Origin of the sequence: Streptomyces aidingensis (assembly GCF_900112355.1) — a bacterium.
Taxonomy (GTDB): Bacteria; Actinomycetota; Actinomycetes; order Streptomycetales; family Streptomycetaceae; genus Streptomyces; species Streptomyces aidingensis.
The window spans coordinates 315,738-335,645 of the sequence record NZ_FOLM01000003.1 but is presented as its reverse complement, the minus strand read 5'-3'; the positions used below and the strand labels follow the sequence as shown (position 1 = coordinate 335,645).

Sequence of the window (19,908 nt, the reverse complement as noted above, 5' to 3'; positions counted from 1 at the left end):
GCACCGGCTCAGTCCCCGGGCTGCTCCGCGTGCTCGGGGAGCGGGACCCGCCAGAGGAGACGGGAGCCCGTCGGTTCGCCGTTCTCCTCGCCGGCCGGGCCCACCTCGAAGCCGCCGCCGAGCTGCTCGGCGCGCGAGCGCATGTTGGACAGCCCGCCGGTGCGTGCCGGCTTGCCCACGCCCACCCCGTCGTCGGTCACCGTCAGCTCCACCTCGGTGGCCACGGTCAGGACGACATCGGCGCGCCGCGCGTGCGCGTGCCGGGCCACATTGCTCAGCGCCTCGGCGGTCACCGCCTCCACATGGTCGGCGATCTCCTCGGTGACATCGGTGTCCACCGGCCCCTCCATGCGCAGCGAGGGGGCGAAGCCGAGCACCTCGGAGGCGGAACTCACCACCTTGGTCAGCCGGCGGCGCAGACCGCGCTCGCCGGCGCTGTCGCCGGAGGTGCGCAGCGCGAAGATCGTCGAACGGATGATCTTGATGGTCTCGTCCAGGTCGTCCACCGCCCGGCTGACCCGGTCGGCCGCCTCCGGGCGGTCGATCAGCCGGCCGGCGCTCTGCAGTGTCATGCCGGTGGCGAACAGCCGCTGAATCGCCAGGTCGTGCAGGTCGCGGGCGATCCGGTCACGGTCCTGGAGCAGCTTGATCTGCTCCGACTCGGTGCGGTGCCGGGCCACTTCCAGCGCCAGCGCGGCCTGCGCGGCGAAGCCGGACAGCAGGCCCACCTCGATGTGGTCGAAGCCCGGCCGCTCGGCCCGGCGGGCCAGCCGCAGCGCGCCGCGCGCCGCCTCGTGCGGGGAGAGCAGCGGCACGGCCACCACCGGTCCCTGCGGCTCCGACAGGCCGCGGAAGCCGTAGGCGCCGGGATCGGAGCGGATGTCCACGGTGACCCCGGGCTCGCCGGTACGGGCCGCGGCGCCGGCCAGCGCGTCGTCCATCGGGACCCGCAGCCCGGACAGCATCCGGGCGTCCGTGCCCTCGGCCACCTCCACCCGCAGCGCGGAGCCGTCGGCGGTGGGCAGCAGCACACAGGCCGAGTCCGCCTCGGCGACCTCCATGGCCCGGCGGGCGATCAGGCCCAGCACATCGGCCGCGGACGCGCCGGAGAGCAGTGTCCGCACGATCTCGCCGATGGCCTCCAGCCACTGCTCGCGGCGCCGGCTCTCCCGGTACAGGCGGGCGTTGTCGATGGCCACGCCGGCCGCCACCGACAGGGTGGTGAGCACCGCCTCGTCGTCGGCGTCGAACTCGGCGCCGCCGCGCTTCTCGGTCAGGTAGAGGTTGCCGAACACCTCGTCGCGCACCCGGATGGGCACGCCCACGAAGGTGTGCATCGGCGGATGGTGCGCGGGGAAGCCGTAGCTGGCCGGATGCCTGCCCAGGTCGGGCAGGCGCAGCGGGTGCGGATGGCGGATCAGCTCGCCGAGAATGCCGTGCCCGGAGGGATAGGGGCCGATCTCGCGGGCCAGCTCGTCGGAGATGCCGACGGTGAGGAATGTGGCGATCCGGTTGTTCTCGCCGATCACCCCGAGCGCGCCGTAGCGGGCGTCGGTCAGGGTGGTGGCGGCCTCCACGATGCGGCGCAGCACCTGGTCCAGCTCCAGCTCGCGGCCGACGCTGAGCACCGCCTCCAGCAGGCTGTGCATGCGGTTCTGGGTGTGGCGGGCGGCGTCCAGCCGGAGCTGGAGTTCGTCCAGCAACTGGTCCAGCCGGAGCTGCGGCAGCGCCGCCGGCCGCTGGGCGCCGTGCTCCGCTCCGTGGTCCTGGTCGGCGGCCTCGGCCATGGCTCCTCCAACTGTGCTGCTCCCCTGGCCCGAGCAGCGTAACGAACAGTCCCGGCTGGGCAGGAGGCGCTGGGCACAGGCGGCCCCGGCCGCGGCCCGGAAAGGAGGGCCGCCCCGCCCAGGCCCCAGGGACCATCCGGCCCCTGTGGGCCGCGGGCGCCGCGCCGGACGCTGGAGGCGGCATCAGCGGTCCGTATCCGCCGGCCGGCCGCCGGGACACCGGCACCGCCCGCCCGCGGACCGCGCGGACCACACAGAACACACAGACCGTGCAGGGAGCTCCCGATGACGACGACGCCGGCACCCGAACTGCCGCCCGGACACCGGCCGGGCGGCGTACATCCCGGGGCTGGAGCGGCTGCTGCACCGGCTGTCCCGGATGGCCTGCGATCTGCCGCAGGTGACCGAGGCCGAGCTGAACCCGGTGCTGGCCAGGCCCGAGGCGGCGACCCCGCTCGATGTGCGGATCCGGCTGCTGCCGCGGACCGCCCCGGCGCCCTGTCTGCGCCGGCTGCGCGGCCACCCGGCCACCGCCGCAGCTCAGCCCGCGCCGGCCGGGGACATCCCCGCCGACGGCCCCCGCACCGAACCGGCCCAGGAGGCAACCGATGACACAGGCACCGTTCCGGCCGGCCGGCGGCGACGCCCCCGGCGCCGTTCCCGCCCCCGCCGCACAGCCCGCCGCTTCCCCGCCCGGGGCCCGCCCGCCGCTGGCCGTGGCCGGCTTCGACCCGGGCCCCATTGGCCCACTCACCCCAAGGAACCAGCCATGCACCACCGCGTGATCGGCCAGATCATGAACCGGGACGTGGTCACCGTCGAGGCGGACACCCCGGTCAAGCAGGCCGCGGCCCTGCTGGCGCGCAACGGCATCAGCGGGCTGCCCGTCGTGGACGACGACGACCGGGTTCTCGGCGTCCTGTCCAAGACCGACCTCACCCTCCGTCAGGCCGCGCAGGGCACCGAGCCGCCGTCCTGGTGGCAGACCCGGCTGGCGCCCGGCGCCCGCCGGGAACGGATCGCCCGGCAGAAGGCCGGGGCCCGCACCGCCGGAGAGCTGATGACCTCGCCGGCGATCACCGTCCATGCCCGGCAGAGCATCGCCGAGGCCGCCCGCGTGATGGCGGCGGGCGGTGTGGAGCGGCTGCCGGTGATCGACGAGGAGGGCCGGCTGGCGGGCATCGTCTCGCGCAGCGACCTGCTCCGGGTGTTCCTGCGCCCGGACGGCGAGATCCGGGACGAGGTCGTCCAGGAGGTACTGGTGCGCACCCTGTGGCTGCCGCCGGACAGCCTGCGGGTCGAGGTGGACGACGGGGTGGTCACCCTGAACGGCACCGTGTCCCGGCGCAGCGAGGCCGGCATCGCGGTACGGCTGACCGGCCGGGTGGACGGGGTGGTCTCGGTCGTGGACGAGCTGGCCTGGGAGGAGGACGACTCCGGGCTTCCGCCCGGCGAACGCGCCATGCACGGCATCGCCGAGGAGTGGCTCCGGCGGCGGTGACCCGCGGGCCCGGCGGAACGCGGAAAGCGGGGCGCTGCCGGGCGGGCGGTGCGGGTGCGGAGGCCGCTGCCCCGGCACGGCCGTCGCACGGCTCCCGGCCCTCCGCCCCGCCCCGCTTCGCCCGCGCCGACGGGCGGGCGGGCGGGCGGGGCCGAACGGCCCTGCCCGCTGCCGCGCGTCGTGCGGGAGGATGCACCCATGACTGCCCCGACCCCTTCCCCCGAGACCCCCATCCGGGTCTTCCTCCTCGACGACCACGAGGTGGTCCGCCGGGGGCTGCGCGACCTGCTGGAGGACGAGCCCGACCTGACGGTGGTCGGGGAGGCCGGCGACGCCCGGCAGGCGCTGGCCCGGGTACCGGCGCTCCGGCCCGATGTCGCCGTGCTGGACGTCCGCCTCGGCTCGGACGAGGGCGGTGACCAGGAGGGCATCGAGGTCTGCCGCGAACTGCGGGCCCGGATGCCCGAGCTCGCCTGCCTGATGCTGACCTCCTTCGACGACGACGAGGCGCTGTTCGACGCGATCATGGCCGGCGCCGCCGGCTATGTGCTGAAGCAGATCAAGGGGTCGGACCTGATCAAGGCGATCCGCACGGTGGCGGGCGGGCAGTCCATGCTCGACCCGGGCGCCGCGACCCGGGTGATGGCCCGTCTGCGCGGCCCGCAGGAGCCGGACACCCCGCAGGAGCTGGCCCGGCTGTCGCCGCGCGAGCGGGAGATCCTGGAGCTGATCGGCGAGGGCCTGACCAACCGGCAGATCGCGGAGCGGCTGTATCTGGCGGAGAAGACGGTGAAGAACCGCATCTCCTCGATCCTGTCCAAGCTGGGCGTGGGCCGCCGGGTGCAGGCCGCCGTCATCGCCGAGCGCATCCGGGAGCGCGAGGGGGCCTGACCGGCCCCCGCCGGCCCGGCCGCCGCCCCGCCCCCGCGGCTTTCCGGCGGCCGTTCCCGCCACCCGGACACCGTGCAGCCACGGACCGCCGGTCCGGCGGGGCACCGGGGGCATTCACCCCCGGGGCCGGCGCCGTGCGCATCCGCGCAGCAGCGGCGCCTCCGGGGCGAGCGCCTCCACCGCCCGCGCCACCTGCTCACCGGTGTGGGTGGCGAGAAAGCTGGCGCGCAGCCGCGGCGAGGCGGCCGGCGGCACCACCGGATTCAGATACACCCCGCGCTCCAGCAGCCGGTTCCAGACGTCGATGGTCCGCGGCACATCCGGAGTGTGCAGCGGCACGATGGGGGCCGGGCCCGTTCCGCAGTCCACCCCCAGCCCGGCCAGTTCGCGGCGGACGCGGGCGGCGTTCTCCCGGGCCCGGGCGGCCCGCTCCGGCTCGGCGCGCAGCACCCGCAGCGCGGCCAGCGCGGCGGCGGTGGCCGCCGGGGCCGGGCCCGCGCTGAAGATCAGGGCCCGCGAGACATGCCGCAGCCAGTGGATCACCTCCGTGCCGCCCAGCACCGCCCCGCCCGTCGAGGCGAGCGATTTGCTGAACGTCACCGTGATCAGATCCGCCTGCGCCGCCACCGCGGGCCCGAAGTGCGCGGCCGTGCCCCGGCCGCCCTCGCCCAGCACCCCCAGCCCGTGCGCGTCGTCCACCAGCAGCCGGGCGCCGTGCTCCCGGCACGCCCGGGCGACGGCCGGCAGTTCGCACAGGTCCCCGCCCATCGAGTAGACCCCGTCGACGACCACCAGGCGCCCCGCCTCCTCCGGCAGCCCGGGCAGCCCGGCCAGCAGCTGACGCAGATGGCCCGCGTCGTTGTGGCGGAAGCGCCGCATCCGGGCGCCGCTCAGCCGGCAGCCGTCGATGACCGAGGCGTGCACCTCCTCGTCGATCACCACCTGGTCGCGCGGGGTCAGCAGTCCGGAGAGCACGCCGAGATTGGTCTGGTAGCCGGTCGGGAACACCAGCGCCGCCGGTTTCCCGCAGAAGGCGGCCAGTTCGGCCTCCAGCTCCCCGTGCAGTGCCAGATTGCCGTTGAGCAGCCGCGATCCCGTGCAGGAGGTGCCGTATTCCGCCAGGGCCGCACGCGCCGCCGCGACCACCCGCGGATCACCGGTCAGGCCGAGGTAGTTGTTCGATCCGCACATGATCAGCTCCCGGCCGCCGTACCGCGCCGTGCTGCCGTCCCCGCCGGGCCCGGCCGCCAGCTCCGGGAAGTACGGATACCGCCCGGCGTCCTTCAGCCGGTGCGCCTCGTCATAGGCTCCCGCCAACCTTTCGAAAAGATCCATCCGTTGACTCCCCCGCGCGCCTTGCGCGACCCCGCGCCGTGCCGTCAGGATTCCCGGCCCGGGCCCGCCGCGGCGGGCCGACACGCCGGGTTCCCGGTGCACGGACGGGGGTCGCGGTCCGGAAACTACGTTGAGATCACACCTTTTTCACTAGGCTGCGGGCATGCCGATACGCGCCGACGCCTCCGCCTCCGTCCCCGCCTCCGTTTCCGCCCCTGCTCCCGCCGTTGCCTCCCGCTGCTCCTCCGTCGGCGCGTCCCCCGTACGGGAGATCCTCGCGCTCACCGCACGGCCCGAGGTGATCTCCTTCGCGGGCGGGCTGCCCGCCCCGGAACTCTTCGACTCCGCCGGCATGCGCGCCGCCTACGACCGGGTGCTGGCCGAGGACCCGCGGCGGGTGCTCCAGTACTCGGTCACCGAGGGGGACCCGGCGCTGCGGACCGCCGTGGCCGCCCGGCTCGCCGCCGGCGGGCTGCCGACCGGCCCGGAGGAGCTGCTGGTCACCGCCGGCTCCCAGCAGGCCCTGACGCTGATCGCCACGGCACTGCTGGAACCCGGGGACGCGGTGCTGGTCGAGAACCCCACCTATCTGGCGGCGCTGCAGTGCTTCGGCTTCGCGGGCGCCCGGGTCGTCCCGGTCCCCACCGACGACCACGGCATCGACCCGGACGCCCTGGCCGAGGCGGTGGCCCGGGAACGCCCCAAGCTGCTCTATCTCGTCCCCACCTTCCAGAACCCCACCGGCCGTACCCTCCCGTCCGGCCGCCGGCGGGCCGTGGCGGACATCGCGCAACGGCACGGCCTGTGGATCGCCGAGGACGACCCGTACGGCGAACTGCGGTTCGGCGGCGCCCCCGAGCCATGGATCTCCTGCTACGACGCCGCCGCCGACCGCACCGCCCTGCTCGGCAGCTTCTCCAAGATCATGGCCCCCGGCCTGCGGCTGGGCTGGCTGCGCGCCCCGGCCCCGCTGCTGCGTGCCTGTGTGATCGCCAAGCAGGCCGCCGACCTGCACTGCTCCACCGTCGACCAGGCCGCCGCCGCCCGCTATCTCACGGACAACGACCTGGACGCGCATCTCGCCCGGCTCCGCTCCGCCTACCGCGCCCGCCGCGACGCGCTCCTGGGCGGCCTGCCCGGCGCCCTGCCGCCCGGCAGCACCTGGAACCGCCCCGACGGCGGCATGTTCGTCTGGGCCCGCCTCCCGGAGGGCCACGACGCGACCGCCCTGCTGCGCCGGGCCGTCGCCCATGACGTGGCCTATGTCCCCGGCACCCCCTTCTTCGCCGACTCCCCGGACCCCAGGGCGCTGCGCATGTCCTTCACCACCCACACCCCGCCGGAGATCGGCGAAGGACTCACCCGCCTCGCCGCGTCCTGGCAGCGCTAGCCGGCCCGCCCGTTCGGCCCGTCGGTCCGGCCCCGCGGTCGGGCCCGTCGCCCGGGGCGCCGTAGCGCAGGCCGTCGATGAGCAGGGCGATCATGCGCTCCGTATGGCCGTCGTCCCGCTGGACGGGCAGGGTCAGGTTGGCCACGGCCCGCAGCAGATCGTCGGGGTCGGCATCGGCGCGGATGTGCCCGGCCCGTGCCGCGGCCTCCAGAAGCCCGCCCAGCACGGGCTCGAAGCGCCGCTGGAAGTAGCCGGGCAGGCTGTCGTAGGCCGGATCACCCGAGTGCAGGGCGGCGCTCAGGCCGCGTTTTGTGCCGATGAAGGCCGCGAAGCGCCGCAGCCACCGGGCGAGCGCCTCCACCGGCTCGTAGCGGTCCGCGAGCGCGGGCGCGGCGGCGGCGCAGGCGTCGACCTCGCGGCGGAAGACGGCGGCGATCAGATCCGAGCGCTGCGGGAAGTGCCGGTAGAGGGTGCCCGCCCCGACACCGGCCCGGGCGGTGATCTCCCGCACCGGGGCGTCCACGCCGGACGCGGCGAACACCTCGGCGGCGGCGGCGAGCAGGGTGTCGATGCTGCGCCGGGCGTCGGCACGGACCGGCCGCGGGGGCCGCTCCTCCTTCATCGGGCTGTCGGTCACGGGAGCACTCCTTGCCGCCGGCTTGCTAAGCGGAACACTGTTCCGTATCGTCTAGCCGGAACATCGTTCCGCCTACCCGAGCGTAGCGCGCCGCAGCGGGTACGCCCAACCCACGCACGCACGAGGAGAACCATGAAGTACCGCACGCTGGGCCGGACCGGAATCAAAGTCAGCCCGTACTGCCTGGGCGCGATGATGTTCGGCGCCATCGGCAACCCCGACCACGACGACTCCGTCCGCATCATCCACCGGGCGCTGGACGCCGGCATCAACTTCATCGACACCGCCGACGCCTACTCGCGCGGCGAGTCCGAGGAGATCGTCGGCAAGGCGCTCAAGGGCCGCCGGGACACCGTCGTGCTGGCCACCAAGGCACACCTCCCGATGGGCGAGGACCCCAACCAGCAGGGCAACTCCCGGCGCTGGCTGGTCCGCGCCCTGGAGGACTCCCTGCGCCGGCTGGGCACCGACCATGTCGACCTTTTCCAGATCCACCGGCCCGCGCCCGACACCGATGTGGAGGAGACGCTCTCCGCCCTCACGGACCTGATGCGCGCCGGCAAGGTCCGGGCCATCGGCAGCTCCACCTTCCCCGCCTCCGAGATCGTGGAAGCGCAGTGGGTCGCCGAGCGGCGCGGCCTGGCACGGTTCCGCACCGAGCAGCCGCCGTACTCGATCCTCGACCGCGGGATCGAGCGGGAGGTCCTGCCCGTCTGCGAGCGGTACGGCATGGGCACCCTGGTGTGGAGCCCGCTCGCCGGAGGCATGCTCACCGGCCGCTACCGCAAGGGCCGCCCGACCGACAGCCACCGGGCCGGCTACGGCTTCGCCCACATGACCGACGAACGCCGGCTCGACGCCGTCGAACGGCTCATCCCCCTCGCCGACAAGGCCAGGATACCGCTGACCCACCTGGCCATGGCCTTCGCCGTCGCCCACCCCGGCGTCACCTCCGCGATCATCGGCCCCCGCACCATGGCCCACCTCGACGACCTGCTCGCGGGCGCCGGGACCACCCTCACCGACGACATCCTCGACGAGATCGACGCGATCGTGCCGCCCGGCACCGACGCCGGCCCGCTCGACACCGCCCACCGACCGCCCGCCCTCCAGCACCCGGCCCTCCGCCGCCGCCCGGCCCCCGACCGCCCCGCCGCCTGACGGACGGCGGCCTGCCCGCCCCCGGACGGGCAGGCCGCCCCCCAGGCCCCGCCCCGGCACCTACGGCCCGTCGAACAGCCGCCCCGGATCCAGCGATCCGCCCCGGTACCACCTCCGGACCGCAACCACACCGGCCGCCAGCGGCCCGAAGACCCGGAACCACACAGACCGTCCCGATTGATCAACTCGCCCCTCACGACGGACCTCTCTCCGGAGAGCGGGCAGCACCACAAGCGAATGCCGAGTCACTGCCCGATCACTCCCGCAAGAACGAGCACGGCCCGCACCCCCACAGCCAGGCCGGCCAGCGCCATCAACGACGCCAACAAGCGTTCGAAGGAAAAAGACTGCAGAAAACCAAGCCAGCCCCTGTCGCGGTCCGGTCCGGTCCGAAGAACTAGACATGCAGCCGTCGCGGGACGTCTCGAACGTTGGCAATAGTAAAGATACTCAGCAGGGGATAAGAATTGCTATGGCCAGAACCGCTGGGGCCGGCAGCGGTTCCCTGACCGCCTCGGCAAGATGATGGGCCTTCATCCGTACTCCCTGATCTGCTTCACCAGAACGATCCGAGCAGTATCGAAAAGTTCAGTCCATAGAACCCCCCGGCCCTACGACCACGCCCCTGCAACGCACCGCTCATCCGGAAGCGGCCGGCTCCCTGTACCCGGGATTTCCGCAGAGCGACGCGGACACGGGCGCGGTCCCGCCACGGCCTGTGGCGGCGCGCGGTGCGCCCCGACAGCCACCGTGACGTTCCGACCCTTCAAGCCCATGGCTCCTCCTCCCTCTGCCGCAGCAATTCAGTCAGCACCCATAGAGGCGCCGCCAGCTACCAAAAGGTAACGCCGACCGGGGCATGTCCGCGGACGCCGGCGGCCGGTCAGTACGTTCCCCGCCGCTGCCGTCAGCGCTTATCTGGCTGCGTAGGTCGAAAGTGAGAGCATATGTTGGTGGATTCCGGGGTCAGTCATGGTCCGGAGAGCGCAGCGATGTTGGTGAGAAGCAGGAGCGCTCAAAGCGGAGCGGGCTTGCCGTGATCGCGTGCTGGGGCAGTACGGCTCATGGCAAGATGACGGTATGTCGATCCGAAAGGTCGATGCCGCGTAGGCGTCCGAAGGGGCTGCGCGCAGAGCGTTGGCGGCCCAGTAGAGGGGTCCCGGTTCGTCGAATCCGCGGTGTGTCCGCAGCGACTCGCGTAGCGATCCGGAAGCTGGAAGAAGAGCGTTTGTGGCCTGGGGCAGTGGCTGCAGCGCTGGCCGAATGCCGGTGGTATCTGGGGCAACCAGGGCGCGTTCTGCCGGATCCGGTGATCGGCTGCGACTGCTGTGACCCTGTGGTGGCGCGAGACCGACTTGAGGACGTGCTGCTGTGGCTGCCCCGCGGTGCTCGGAAAGACCTCGGCAGGCTCGTTGCCAGGTTGGACGCCGAGTTCGACCGCAGAGTCGTTCCCCTCAGTTCTCACCTCATGCTGGCTGCCCCTTTCAGCGCTTGGGGGTATTGGCGCCGGCGATTCATGGAGGACTGAGGGTCGGGTGGTCTCTCGCTGCTCAGCCAGGAGCCGGTTGCTCAGCTCGGCTCGGGTGGTGGCGAGGCGGTCGGAGTCGGTGCCGGTTTCAATGATGTTGCCGCCGAAGGTGAGGCGGTCGACGAGGGCTGCGCAGAGGCGGGGGTCGGTGAAGGTCTTGGTCCATCCGCCGAAGCGAGCAGCCCAGCCGCGCGGCGGCCCCCGCGTGCGGCCCTTGTCCACCGTCTGCACCAGGTAGCGCACCCGGGGCCTGGGTGCTCCTGGGGATGGGCCGGGTCTGGGTCGTCTGGAGCGCGGCTTCGATGCTGTTCCGGATCTCACCCATGGCCCTGCACCCCTCCGGCGTCCGCGGTGGTGTGGCGAGGCCGAAGGTGAGACCGCTCATCACGCTTCGCCCCCCGTCCCGGGGGTCCGGGTCCAGGTTTCTGTGGAACCGCTGGGCGTGGGGTCCGGTCGGCGCGGTCGCGTTCCGAGGAGGGGGACGTCGCCGGTCTCCGGGGGAGGGTTCAGTGGGGGAAGGTGGCGGCGGGGGCGGCGGCTCGGGGGCCGTATTTGCGGCGGATGCGGTCGGTGGCGTGTTCGGCGCGGTGGCGGTGTTCGCCGCGCGGGTCGCGGGGGTCGAGGGTGAGCTGGCGGCCGGTGTGATCGGCGTCGGCGAGGCCGGTGGCGCGCAGGGCGAGGGAACGGACCCGGGCGCGCTGGAGGGCCAGGGCGTCGTGCATCGCGTAGGCGGTGCCGGCCAGTTCCGGGGTGTGGGCGCTGGGGGCGGGCAGGGTGCGGCTGCGGGTGGTGATGCTGCGGTCGGCGTAGCGGACGGTGAGGGTGAGCCCGCGGGCGGCCTGGCCCTCGCGGCGCAGCCGGTGGCCGAGCCGGTCGGCGAGGGCCAGCAGGGCGCGGCGGCGGGCGTCCGGGTCGAGCTGGTCGTGGTCGAAGCGGTGTTCGGCGGCGGTGGAGCGGGGCACGCTGCCCGGGGTGACCGGCAGCGGGTCGATGCCCCGGGCGAGCTGCCGGATGCGGCGGGCGTCGGTGGCGCCCAGGACGCGCTGGAGGGTGGCGGGGGGTGCGGCGGCGATCCGGGCGAGGGTGTCCAGGCCGTAGTGGGCGAGGGTGCCGGCGGCGGCCCGGCCGACGCCGGGCAGTGCCGAGGGCGGTTTGGCGGCCAGGAACGCGGCCACCGCCTCCGGGTCGGCGGGCAGGGTGCGGACCGCGCCGGGCGGGCCGTCCTGGGCGGTCATCCGGGCCAGCAGGGGGTTGGCGGCGACGCCGATGGTGGCGTCGGTGGCGCAGCGGGCCAGGGCGCGCACCCTTATCCAGCGGGCGAGTTCGGCGGCGTCATGGCCGAAGTAGCGCAGGCTGCCGCGGACATCGGCGAAGGCGGCGTCGTAGGGCAGCGGCTGCACCACGGGGGTGATCTCGTGGAGGACCTGAAGCAGTTCGGGGTAGGACTGCTCGGTGCTGTGCTCGAAGCGGATGTAGAGGACATGGGGGACATGGGGGACGTGGTGAGCGTGGGGGAGGCGGGGGCCGGTCATGGTGCTCACCCGGCGCTTCCGGGGCTGGAGTGCCAGAGGCGGCGGGCGGGGGCGGCGCCGTCGCCGGCCGGGCGGAGGTCGGACCAGGGGTGCATCAGGGCGCCGGTGGGCATCCGGATGCGGCGCCCGCCGGTGGCGTCCCCGTCGCTCTCCGGGGGCGGGGCGGCGGCGTCGTCGCCGTTTCCGGCGAGGCGGGCGGCGACGGCGTCCAGGCCGCCGGTGCGGCGCAGTTCGATCAGTTCGGCGAGGTTCCAGGCGGCGGTGCAGGACACGCTGGTGGCGCCGGGCGCGCGGCGCTGCACGGTGCCGCGGGCCAGCAGCAGGCCGCTGTGGAAGATGGCGTGCGCGCAGGCCGGGTGGCTGTCCTCGTAGGCGGCGAGGTCGACCAGGCCGTCCCCGGCGTCCAGGGTGAGGAAGATGATCCGTTTGCCGCTGCTGATCGCCGGGGTCTGGGTGGCCGCCTTCACTCCGGCGACCAGCACGGTCCGCCCCTTGGGCACGGTGTGCAGGGCCTGGGCGGAGACAACGCCCAGTTCGGCGAGGAAGTCGCCGTGGTCGTCCATCAGATGGCGGGAGGTGTCCATGCCCAGCACCCGCAGCTCGGCCTCCAGCCGCTCCCCCTCGCTGAGGTCCGGCAGTCCGGCGGCCTCCGCCGTGCGGCGGTGCCCGGTGCCGCCGTCGCCCACCGGCAGCGCCTCCTGTCCGCCGGGGCGGGGGCCGCCGCGGCCCGCCGCGGCCGGGCGGTGGGTGGCGTGGAGTTCGGCGATGAGCAGGAGGAGGTCGCGGCGGTTGCCGCCGAAGGCGTCGAGCGCGCCGATGCGGGCCAGCCGTTCCGCCACGGGGCGGCTGGGGCGGGCGCGGCGCCAGAAGTCGTCCAGCGAGGTGTACGGCTGTCCGGCGGCGATCCGGGCGGCCTCGGCCCCGGCGATGTTCTCCACCTGGGACAGCGACATCCGCACCCCCCACTTACCGGACACCAGTTCGAGTCGATAGGTCGTGTCGGAGTGGTTCACGTCCACCGGCAGGATGGGCACGTCGTGGCGGCGGGCGTCGGCCAGCAGCACCCGGCGCGGCCACATCCCCGGGTCGTGCTCCAGCAGCCCGGCGTAGAGCGCCGCCGCCCGGTGCGCCTTGAGCCAGGCCGACTGCACGGACACGGCGGCGAAGGCGGTGGCGTGCGCCCGGCAGAAACCGTAGGCGCCGAACGCCTCCAGCACCTTCCACAGCTCCTCGCGGGTGGCGGGGTCCGTCCCGCGGGCCGCGGCGTGCTCCAGGAACCAGGCGCGGACCTCCTCCCGGCCCGCGGTGTCGGCCAGCTTGCGCCGCATCTCCTCGGCCTCGTCCAGTTCGCGGCCGGTCATCACGGCCATGATCCCGGTCACCTGCTCGTGCCAGATCACCACGCCGCGGCTGGCCCGCAGCAGCGGCTCCAGATCCGGGTGCAGTGACCGCGGCACCTTGCCGTGCCGGGAGGAGACGTACTGGCCCGGCATGTCCCCGGCCACCGGGCCGGGCCGGAAGAGGCTGATGTCGGCGACGATGTCGGCGAAGGTGGCGGGCTTCAGGCGGCTGAGCAGATCGCGCTGGCCGGGCGATTCGAGCTGGAAGAGTCCCAGGGTGTCGGCGCGGCGGATGAGTTCGAAGGCGGCCGGGTCCTCGGGCGGCACCCGGGCCGGGTCCTCCAGATCGATGCGCTCCCCGCTGACCCGCTCGATCTCGGCGGTGGCGTGTGCCAGCGAGGACCACAGCCGCACCCCGAGGATGTCCAGCTTGAGCAGCCCCCACAGCTCCACGTCCTCCTTGTCGGCCTGGACCATGGGGAAGCTCTCCTGCGCGGTGGGCTGCACGGGCAGCCGGTCCAGCAGCCCGGTGTGCGAGATGATCACCCCGCACGGGTGCATGGCGGTGCCGCGCACCAGGCCGTCCAGCCCTTCGGCCAGCTCCCAGAGCAGGTCGTAGCGGTCGCCCCGGGCGGCCACCCGGCGCAGTTCGGGCAGTTCGGCGACGGCGGCCCGCAGATCGCGGGCCCGGATGTGCGGGAAGGACTTGGCCAGCCAGTCGGCCTCGGCCGGGTCCATGCCCAGGGCGGCGGCGGTGTCCCGGACGGCGTGCCGGGCGCGGTAGGTCTCGGGCATGGCGACCATGGCGATGCGGCGCTCGCCGAACCGGCGCAGCACCGCCCGGTAGACCTCCAGCCGGCGGGCGGACTCCACGTCCAGGTCGATGTCGGGCAGGCTGGAGCGGCGGCGGGAGAGGAACCGTTCGAAGATCAGCTCGTGCTCCAGCGGGTTCACATTGGAGATGTCCAGGGCGTAGTTGACCAGCGAGCCCGCGCCCGAGCCGCGGGCCGCGACCCGGATGCCCAGCTCCCGGGTGTCGGCCACCACCGCGGCCACGGTGAGGAAGTAGCCCGCGTAGCCCAGGTCGGCGATCACCGACAGCTCCTGCTCCAGGCGTTCGCGCGCCTGCCGCCAGGACACCCCGGGCACGCCGGAGCTTCCCGGGCGGGACGGGCGGCCGGGGTTCCCGGCGGCCGCGGGGCCGGCGGGCTCCCCGGCCGGCGGGTCCACGGTGACGCCGCGCCGGGCCAGGCCCGCCTCGCAGCGCTCCCGCAGCGCGCGGTTGAGCGAGGCCGCGTCCGTGCCCACCACCTCCGGTTCCGGGAAGTGCGGGCGGCCCATGCCCAGATCCTGCCGCGGATCGATCAGGCAGGCCCGCGCGGTCTGCGCGGTCGCGGCCAGCAGCCGGGCGGCCTCCCGCTCGCCGCCGCCCGCGGCGCGGGCGATCTCCTCGGCGGCCCGCGCCATCTCCCGCGGTCCCTTGAGCCAGCGCTCGCCGGTGTCGGTGGCGCCCGGCACGATCGGCACCAGCCGGCGCGCGGAGTCCAGCACATCGGCCATCCGGTGCTGCTCCGGGTCGGCGTAGCGGACGGCGTTGGCCAGCACCGCGGGCACCCCGGTCTCGGCGGCCAGGCCCAGGGTGCGGGCGGCCAGCCGCAGCGAGCCGGGCCCGGTGCCGGTGCGGCCGTGCCAGACCGTCTCCAGCCGCAGGCTGTCGCCGAACAGCTCCCGCCAGGGCGCGAGCAGCCGGGCGGCCACGTCCGGGCGGCCGGCGGCCAGCGCCCGCGCGGGTTCGGAGACGGGGCCGAGCAGCGCCATCAGCGCGGGGGCGGCGTGGGCGCGCAGCGCCTCCCAGGAGACCTGGACCGGGCCCTCGGCGGCATGCGCGGCGGAGATCAGCCGGCACAGCGCGGCCCAGCCGGCCCGGTCCCGGGCGAGCAGCACCACGCGCAGCGGCGGCTCCTCCACATGGGCGCCGCCGCGCGCGGGCATCCGGCGCCGGGCCGCCGCGCCGGGGGCGGAGGACGGGGCGAGCGGGGCGACGGCCAGGTCCGCGCCGAGCAGCGGGCGCACCCCGTGCCGCACGCAGGCCTCGATGAAGCGGGGCACCCCGGCCACGGTGTCCCGGTCGGTGAGCGCCAGCACGGGCATGCCGCGCCCGGCGGCGCGCTCCACGAGCCGGGCGGGCAGGGAGGCACCGTAGCGCGCGGAGTAGCCGGACGCCACATGAAGGTGTGCGAACGGCGGCGGCCCGGCCGCCTCGTCCCGCACGCTCCCGCCGTCCGGTCGCGCCATCGGCGTCCGCACCTCCCTTCCGTCCCGTCGCCACCGTCGCCACCGCCCGTACCGCCGGTTCCCGGCGGTGGCGTCCGCCGGGCCTTCGCCGGCGTCTCGGGCGCCCCTCCACCGCGCCTCAGCACCACCATAAACCAGACATCGAATGTGTGTACGATTTACTTCCTGGTGCAGCTCTTCGCTGCTCAGCGCGGTATATCAGGGCAAGAACGGACGAATCCCCTGGCCGAAACCGTTCGTTTCCGGCCAGGACCGTCCGGGGACTCGGTGAGGAAGGGAAGAGCCGGGGCGACGGGGGACCCACGAGGCGCCACGGGGGCAAGGAGACGAACATGGCCACTGCGGAACCGGACACCGCACCGAGCGCGGAGCCGCGCATCACCGACAACGGCGAGCAGTCGCGCTTCGAGCTCCATCTGGGCGACGCGCTGGTGGGATTCGCCGAGTACCGGCTCGCCGGACAGCGGATGACCGTCACCCATACCGAGATCGACCCGGACTACCGGGGCCAGGGCCTGGCGTCCCGGCTGATCCGGCACGCACTGGACAGCGCCCGGGTGCGGGAACTGCCGGTGATCCCCCAGTGCCCCTACACCAACCGCTGGATCATCCAGCATCCCGACTACGTCGCGCTCGTCCCCGAGGACCAGCGCCCCCGCTACGACCTCGCCTGACGGGTGCCGCACCGCCGGACGCGCATGCCGTGATCACGCTCCGCGCGCCCGGCACGGCGTTCCCGGCTGACATGATGGCGGCATGGGACGCATCACCGAGAAGCGCCGGATCCTGCGCATCCGGGACGGAGCCGTCACCGCGCGCACCGACACCCTGGCGGGTGAGGAGCCCCTGGAGATCCGGCTGAACGGCAGACGGCTCGCGGTCACCATGCGCACCCCCGGCGACGACTTCGCACTGGCCGCCGGCTTCCTGGTGAGCGAGGGGGTGCTGGGCCGCCCGGAGGAGCTGACCCGGATCACCTACTGCTCCGGCACCGACGACTCCGGCGCCAACACCTACAACGTGGTGGACGTGCGGCTGGCCGAGGGGGTCCCGCTGCCGGAGTTCTCGCTGGAGCGCAATGTCTACACCACCTCCTCCTGCGGGGTGTGCGGCAAGGCCGCGCTGGAGGCGGTGCGCACCACCTCCCGCTGGCCGCTGCCCGGCCCGGCGGAGGCGGCGGCGGCGGCGGAGGCGGCGGGCCCGGGCCCGCGGCTCACCCCGGAACTGCTGGCCGGGCTGCCCGGCCGGCTGCGCGGGGCGCAGCGCGTCTTCGACCGCACCGGCGGCCTGCACGCGGCGGGCCTGTTCGCGGCCGGGGACGGGCGGCTGCTGGACGTCCGGGAGGACGTGGGCCGGCACAACGCGGTGGACAAGGTGATCGGCCGGGCCCTGCACGAGGGGCTGCTGCCGCTGGCCGGCACGGTGCTGGCGGTGTCCGGGCGGGCCTCCTTCGAGCTGGCGCAGAAGGCGGTGATGGCCGGCATCCCGGTGCTGGCCGCGGTCTCGGCGCCGTCCTCGCTGGCCGTGGAGCTGGCCGAGGAGACGGGGCTGACCCTGGTCGGCTTTCTGCGCGGCACCTCGATGAACGTCTACGCCGGCGCTCACCGGCTGGAGCTGCCGTCGTCCTCCGCCGCCGCTCCGGCCGCGGCCCCGTCCGCGGCCCCGTCCGCGTCCTCGGCCCCGTCCTCGTCCGCGGCCTCGGCCTGAGCCGGTCCGCCGAGGCGGCGGGCCAGCACCGCGCCGGTGATGAGCTGCATCTGGTGGAACAGCATCAGCGGCAGCACCGCGAGCGCGGCCCGCTCCCCGAAGATCACCCCGGCCATCGGCAGCCCGGCGGCCAGTGACTTGGTGGAGCCGGCGAACAGAATGGCGGTCCGGTCGGCGCGGGCGAAGCCCAGCTTCCGGGTGCCGTAGCCGGTCAGCAGCAGCACCACGGCCAGCAGCACCGCCGCCACCGCGGCCAGCGCCAGCAGCCGCTGCCAGCTCACCCGGCCCCAGATGTCCTCGTTCATCCCCTGGGAGAACGCCGCATAGACCACGATCAGGATCGAGCCGCGGTCCACCAGGCCCAGCACCGCACGGTGCCGGACCACGAAGCCGCCGATCCAGCGCCGCAGCACCTGCCCGGCCAGGAAGGGCAGCAGCAGTTGCAGGGCGATCTTCAGCAGCGACTCGCCGCCGAACCCGCCGCTCGCCCCGATCAGCAGGGCGGCCAGCAGCGGGGTGAGCACCACCCCGGCCAGGCTGGAGGACGAGCCGGCCGCGATCGCCGCCGCCACATTGCCGCGGGCCACCGACGTCAGCGCGATGGCCGACTGCACGGTGGAGGGCACCACGCACAGAAAGAGCAGCCCGGTGTACAGCTCCTCGGTGACCAGCCAGGGCACCAGGCCCCGGCAGGCCAGCCCGAGCAGCGGATAGAGCAGGAAGGTGCAGCCCAGAATGGTGAGATGGAGCCGCCAGTGGCGCAGCCCGGCGAGTGCCTCGGCGGTGGACAGCCGGGCGCCGTAGAGGAAGAACAGCAGGGCGATGGCCCCGGTGGCGGTGGCGTCCACGGCGTCCGCCGCGGTGGAGCGGGCCGGGAGTGCGGCGGCGAGTCCGACGGTGGCGAGCAGCAGCACCAGATAGGGGTCGATCAGCCGGACGAATCTGCGCACGCCCCATTATCGGCAGGCGCCACCGGGAGGAAGGCGGGCGGGCCGTGATAGGTGTGTCAGGCGCACATCGACCACCTCAGATAAGGACCTTTGCACGTGAGCACCGTGCCCTACGTGACGCTGAACAACGGCATCCGGATGCCCCAGCTCGGCTTCGGGGTCTGGCAGATCCCGGACGACCAGGCGGCCACCGCCGTCGGTCAGGCTCTGGAGGCCGGATACCGCAGCATCGACACCGCCGCCGCCTACCAGAACGAGAAGGGCACCGGCCGGGCGCTGGCGGCTTCGGGGCTGCCGCGCGAGGAGCTGTTCGTCACCACCAAGCTGTGGAACACCGACCAGGGCCATGACTCCGCGCTGCGGGCCTTCGACCGTTCCCTGGAGAAGCTGGCCCTGGAGTATGTGGATCTGTATCTGATCCACTGGCCCACCCCGCAGTACGACACCTACGCCGACTCCTGGAAGGCGCTGACCCGGATCGCCCAGGAGGGCCGGGCCAAGGCCATCGGCGTGTCCAACTTCAAGCGGGCCCACATCGAGCGGATCACCGCCGAGACGGGGGTCGTCCCGGCGGTGAACCAGATCGAGCTGCACCCTCACTTCCCGCAGGCCGAGGCCCGTGCCTTCCATGCCGGGCAGGGCATCGCCACCGAGGCGTGGTCGCCGCTGGGCAGCGGCAAGGGCCTGCTGGACTCCCCGGAGCTGGCCAAGATCGGCGCCCAGTACGACAAGACTCCGGCCCAGGTGGTGCTGCGCTGGCACCTCCAGCTCGGCAATGTGGTCATCCCCAAGTCGGTGACGCCCGCCCGGATCAGGGAGAACATCGAGATCTTCGATTTCGTGCTGTCCGAGGAGGACATGGCCCGGATCGCCGCCCTGGACAACGGCGTCCGGATCGGCCCCGACCCGGACGACTTCAACCTGCGCTGACACCGACTCCGCCGACTCCGCCGACTCCGCCGACCGCCGCCGCTGCCCGTGCCCGCCGGTGCTCGACCGCCGGGACGGGCAGCGGCGGCGGCGCGCAGCCGGATGTCCGCCCCGGGCATGTCCGCTGCCGGCGCACCCCCCGGGTGTCAGGGCAGAGTGAGAATCCGCGGACCGGCATCGGTGATGGCCACCGTGTGCTCGAAGTGCGCGGCCCGGCTGCCGTCGGCGGTGCGCAGCGTCCAGCCGTCGCCGTCCACGCCGTAGTCGTCGCCGCCGCCCGCCATCAGCATCGGTTCGATGGCCAGGGTCAGCCCGTGGCGCAGCCGGTAACCGCGGCCCGGGCGGCCCCGGTTGGGCACCGCCGGGTCCTCGTGCATACGGCGGCCGATGCCATGGCCGCCGAAGTCGCGGGGCATGCCGCAGCCGGCCGCCCGGGCCACGCCGCTGATGGCGTGGCCGATGTCGCCGAGATGGCGGCCGACGGTGGCCGCGGCGATCCCGGCGTCCAGCGCCCGCCGGGTGGCGTCGATCAGCGCCAGATCACCGGGGCGCGGGGTGCCGACGGTGAAGCTGACGGCGGCGTCGCCGGTCCAGCCGTCCAGTACCGCGCCGCAGTCGATGGAGACCAGGTCGCCGTCGCGCAGCCGGTAGCCGCCGGGTATGCCGTGCACCACGGCGTCGTTGACCGAGGCGCAGAGCACCGCCGGGAAGGGCACCGGGGCGAAGTGCGGGCGGTAGCCGAGGAAGGGTGAGCCGGCCCCGGCCTCCGCCAGTACGGCGCGGGCCGCCTCGTCCAGGTCGCGCAGCGGCACCCCGGGCCGTGCCGCCTGTTCCGCCGCGGCCAGGGCGTTGGCCACCACCCGCCCGGCCTCCCGCATGGCCTCCAGGGCCGCGTCGCTCTTGATCTCCACCATCCGCCGTACT

Annotated in this window: 15 protein-coding genes and 2 pseudogenes; 9 read left to right on the top strand and 8 right to left on the bottom strand. The window is 74.3% G+C overall.

The window, feature by feature from the left end:
* Nucleotides 1-8: 8 nt before the first annotated feature.
* Nucleotides 9-1,787: a sensor histidine kinase gene (locus BM242_RS08650; protein ID WP_245833917.1), complete on the bottom strand. Its 1,779-nt coding sequence runs from the start codon at nt 1,785-1,787 to the stop codon at nt 9-11.
* Between the two features lie 340 nt (nt 1,788-2,127).
* On the opposite strand from BM242_RS08650, the pseudogene BM242_RS31135 reads away from it, so the two are divergent.
* The 4 genes and pseudogenes from BM242_RS31135 to BM242_RS08640 all read left to right on the top strand — a co-directional run.
* Nucleotides 2,128-2,250 (top strand): annotated as a pseudogene (locus tag BM242_RS31135) (acetate--CoA ligase family protein); the annotation flags it as partial.
* Between the two features lie 145 nt (nt 2,251-2,395).
* Nucleotides 2,396-2,572, top strand: a complete 177-nt coding sequence (locus BM242_RS29275; protein ID WP_175541317.1) for a hypothetical protein — start codon at nt 2,396-2,398, stop codon at nt 2,570-2,572.
* Nucleotides 2,557-3,288, top strand: a complete 732-nt coding sequence (locus BM242_RS08645; protein WP_139238293.1) for a CBS domain-containing protein — start codon at nt 2,557-2,559, stop codon at nt 3,286-3,288. Before BM242_RS29275 ends, BM242_RS08645 begins: the two co-directional genes overlap by 16 nt.
* 198 nt (nt 3,289-3,486) lie before the next feature.
* Nucleotides 3,487-4,179, top strand: a complete 693-nt coding sequence (locus BM242_RS08640; RefSeq protein WP_093838102.1) for a response regulator — start codon at nt 3,487-3,489, stop codon at nt 4,177-4,179.
* Nucleotides 4,180-4,293: 114 nt separating this feature from the next.
* Here BM242_RS08640 and BM242_RS08635 read toward each other — a convergent pair whose 3' ends face one another.
* Nucleotides 4,294-5,514, bottom strand: coding sequence for an aminotransferase class I/II-fold pyridoxal phosphate-dependent enzyme (locus BM242_RS08635; RefSeq protein WP_093838101.1), 1,221 nt, complete (start codon nt 5,512-5,514; stop codon nt 4,294-4,296).
* A gap of 163 nt (nt 5,515-5,677) precedes the next feature.
* Between BM242_RS08635 and BM242_RS08630 the strand changes: the two genes are divergently transcribed.
* Nucleotides 5,678-6,904, top strand: a complete 1,227-nt coding sequence (locus BM242_RS08630) for an aminotransferase-like domain-containing protein (RefSeq protein ID WP_093838100.1) — start codon at nt 5,678-5,680, stop codon at nt 6,902-6,904.
* Here the strand turns inward: BM242_RS08630 and BM242_RS08625 are convergent.
* On the bottom strand, nt 6,873-7,526 hold the full coding sequence (locus BM242_RS08625; protein ID WP_093838271.1) for a TetR/AcrR family transcriptional regulator: 654 nt from the start codon (nt 7,524-7,526) through the stop codon (nt 6,873-6,875). The genes BM242_RS08630 and BM242_RS08625 overlap by 32 nt on opposite strands.
* Nucleotides 7,527-7,673: 147 nt before the next feature.
* On the opposite strand from BM242_RS08625, the gene BM242_RS08620 reads away from it, so the two are divergent.
* Nucleotides 7,674-8,702, top strand: a complete 1,029-nt coding sequence (locus BM242_RS08620; RefSeq protein ID WP_093838099.1) for an aldo/keto reductase — start codon at nt 7,674-7,676, stop codon at nt 8,700-8,702.
* A gap of 1,576 nt (nt 8,703-10,278) precedes the next feature.
* On the opposite strand, the pseudogene BM242_RS29820 reads toward BM242_RS08620, so the two are convergent.
* The 3 genes and pseudogenes from BM242_RS29820 to BM242_RS08600 all read right to left on the bottom strand — a co-directional run.
* Nucleotides 10,279-10,404, bottom strand: a pseudogene (locus BM242_RS29820) (ATP-binding protein); the annotation flags it as partial.
* 332 nt (nt 10,405-10,736) lie between these two features.
* A complete protein-coding gene (locus BM242_RS08605) occupies nt 10,737-11,762 on the bottom strand; it encodes a DNA polymerase Y family protein (RefSeq protein ID WP_093838270.1) in 1,026 nt (341 codons plus the stop codon).
* A gap of 5 nt (nt 11,763-11,767) precedes the next feature.
* Complete coding sequence (locus BM242_RS08600; protein WP_093838097.1) at nt 11,768-15,397, bottom strand: DNA polymerase III subunit alpha; 3,630 nt, start codon at nt 15,395-15,397, stop codon at nt 11,768-11,770.
* Nucleotides 15,398-15,729: 332 nt separating this feature from the next.
* Between BM242_RS08600 and BM242_RS08595 the strand changes: the two genes are divergently transcribed.
* Together BM242_RS08595 and fdhD are read left to right on the top strand one after the other, a co-directional pair.
* On the top strand, nt 15,730-16,071 hold the full coding sequence (locus BM242_RS08595; RefSeq protein ID WP_093838096.1) for a GNAT family N-acetyltransferase: 342 nt from the start codon (nt 15,730-15,732) through the stop codon (nt 16,069-16,071).
* A gap of 82 nt (nt 16,072-16,153) precedes the next feature.
* Nucleotides 16,154-17,104: a formate dehydrogenase accessory sulfurtransferase FdhD gene (gene fdhD, locus BM242_RS08590; protein ID WP_093838095.1), complete on the top strand. Its 951-nt coding sequence runs from the start codon at nt 16,154-16,156 to the stop codon at nt 17,102-17,104.
* On the opposite strand, the gene BM242_RS08585 is transcribed toward fdhD, so the two are convergent.
* Nucleotides 16,999-18,054 carry a bile acid:sodium symporter family protein gene (locus BM242_RS08585; protein WP_093838094.1) on the bottom strand — a complete coding sequence of 352 codons (1,056 nt, stop codon included), beginning with the start codon at nt 18,052-18,054 and terminating at the stop codon, nt 16,999-17,001. The two genes, fdhD and BM242_RS08585, sit on opposite strands and share 106 nt — an antisense overlap.
* Before the next feature lie 96 nt (nt 18,055-18,150).
* On the opposite strand from BM242_RS08585, the gene BM242_RS08580 reads away from it, so the two are divergent.
* Nucleotides 18,151-18,984 carry an aldo/keto reductase gene (locus BM242_RS08580; RefSeq protein ID WP_093838093.1) on the top strand — a complete coding sequence of 278 codons (834 nt, stop codon included), beginning with the start codon at nt 18,151-18,153 and terminating at the stop codon, nt 18,982-18,984.
* Nucleotides 18,985-19,130: 146 nt separating this feature from the next.
* On the opposite strand, the gene map is transcribed toward BM242_RS08580, so the two are convergent.
* Nucleotides 19,131-19,898, bottom strand: a complete 768-nt coding sequence (gene map, locus BM242_RS08575) for a type I methionyl aminopeptidase (RefSeq protein WP_093838092.1) — start codon at nt 19,896-19,898, stop codon at nt 19,131-19,133.
* Between the last annotated feature and the right edge of the window lie 10 nt (nt 19,899-19,908).